The sequence below is a fragment of the Streptococcus sp. HMSC10E12 genome, assembly GCF_001807855.1.
In the GTDB taxonomy this organism is placed as follows: domain Bacteria; phylum Bacillota; class Bacilli; order Lactobacillales; family Streptococcaceae; genus Streptococcus; species Streptococcus salivarius.
This window is the reverse complement of the sequence record NZ_KV791115.1, coordinates 1-580: the sequence shown is the minus strand read 5'-3', so window position 1 is coordinate 580 and position 580 is coordinate 1. Positions and strand designations below refer to the sequence as shown.

General features: G+C 31.0%; 1 protein-coding gene. It reads right to left on the bottom strand.

What is annotated here, in order from left to right; all coding sequences use genetic code 11:
* The coding region (locus HMPREF3112_RS09565) for a transposase (RefSeq protein WP_141738672.1) at positions 1-383 on the bottom strand (383 nt) is incomplete at its 3' end.
* Positions 384-580: the final 197 nt, after the last annotated feature.

Below are 580 nucleotides of genomic sequence, written 5' to 3'. Positions count from 1 at the left end.
ATGTGTTGGAAGATTTCTTCAAATAACTTATTATCATAAAATCGGCGGGTGTAGTTTTTGCTAAAAGTACCAAAATGAGGAACTTTATCAAAGAATCCATAACCTAAGTACCATCGGTACGCTACATTAGTGTGAATTTCTTTTATAGTTTGTCTCATAGATTTAATGCCGAATAATTTTTGAATCAGAAGGATTTTTACTAAAATTACAGGGTCAATAGAGGGTCTGCCATTATCTAAGCAATATTTATCTTTCACTAAATCATAAACAAAGTTAAGATCTAATACTTTTTCAACTTTACGTAACAAGTGATCATCAGGAACTAATTGAGATATTGAAATCATTTCAAGTTGTTCTCTGTTATTAGAAGATTTATTTAGCATACTATCACCTCATTATCTTATTACTATCATTATACAAGAAATGGGGAAAAGGTTATTATGTAAAATGTTAAAAAATAAAAAATGCCGACAAGTCCGTAGGACTTTGTCGACAGTCTGAGGCACCTTAACTTGATTAAGGTGCCTTTAAGTCGTTGTAATCGTGCGACTTAAGAAAAAATAGAGGTAATTAAACCAGC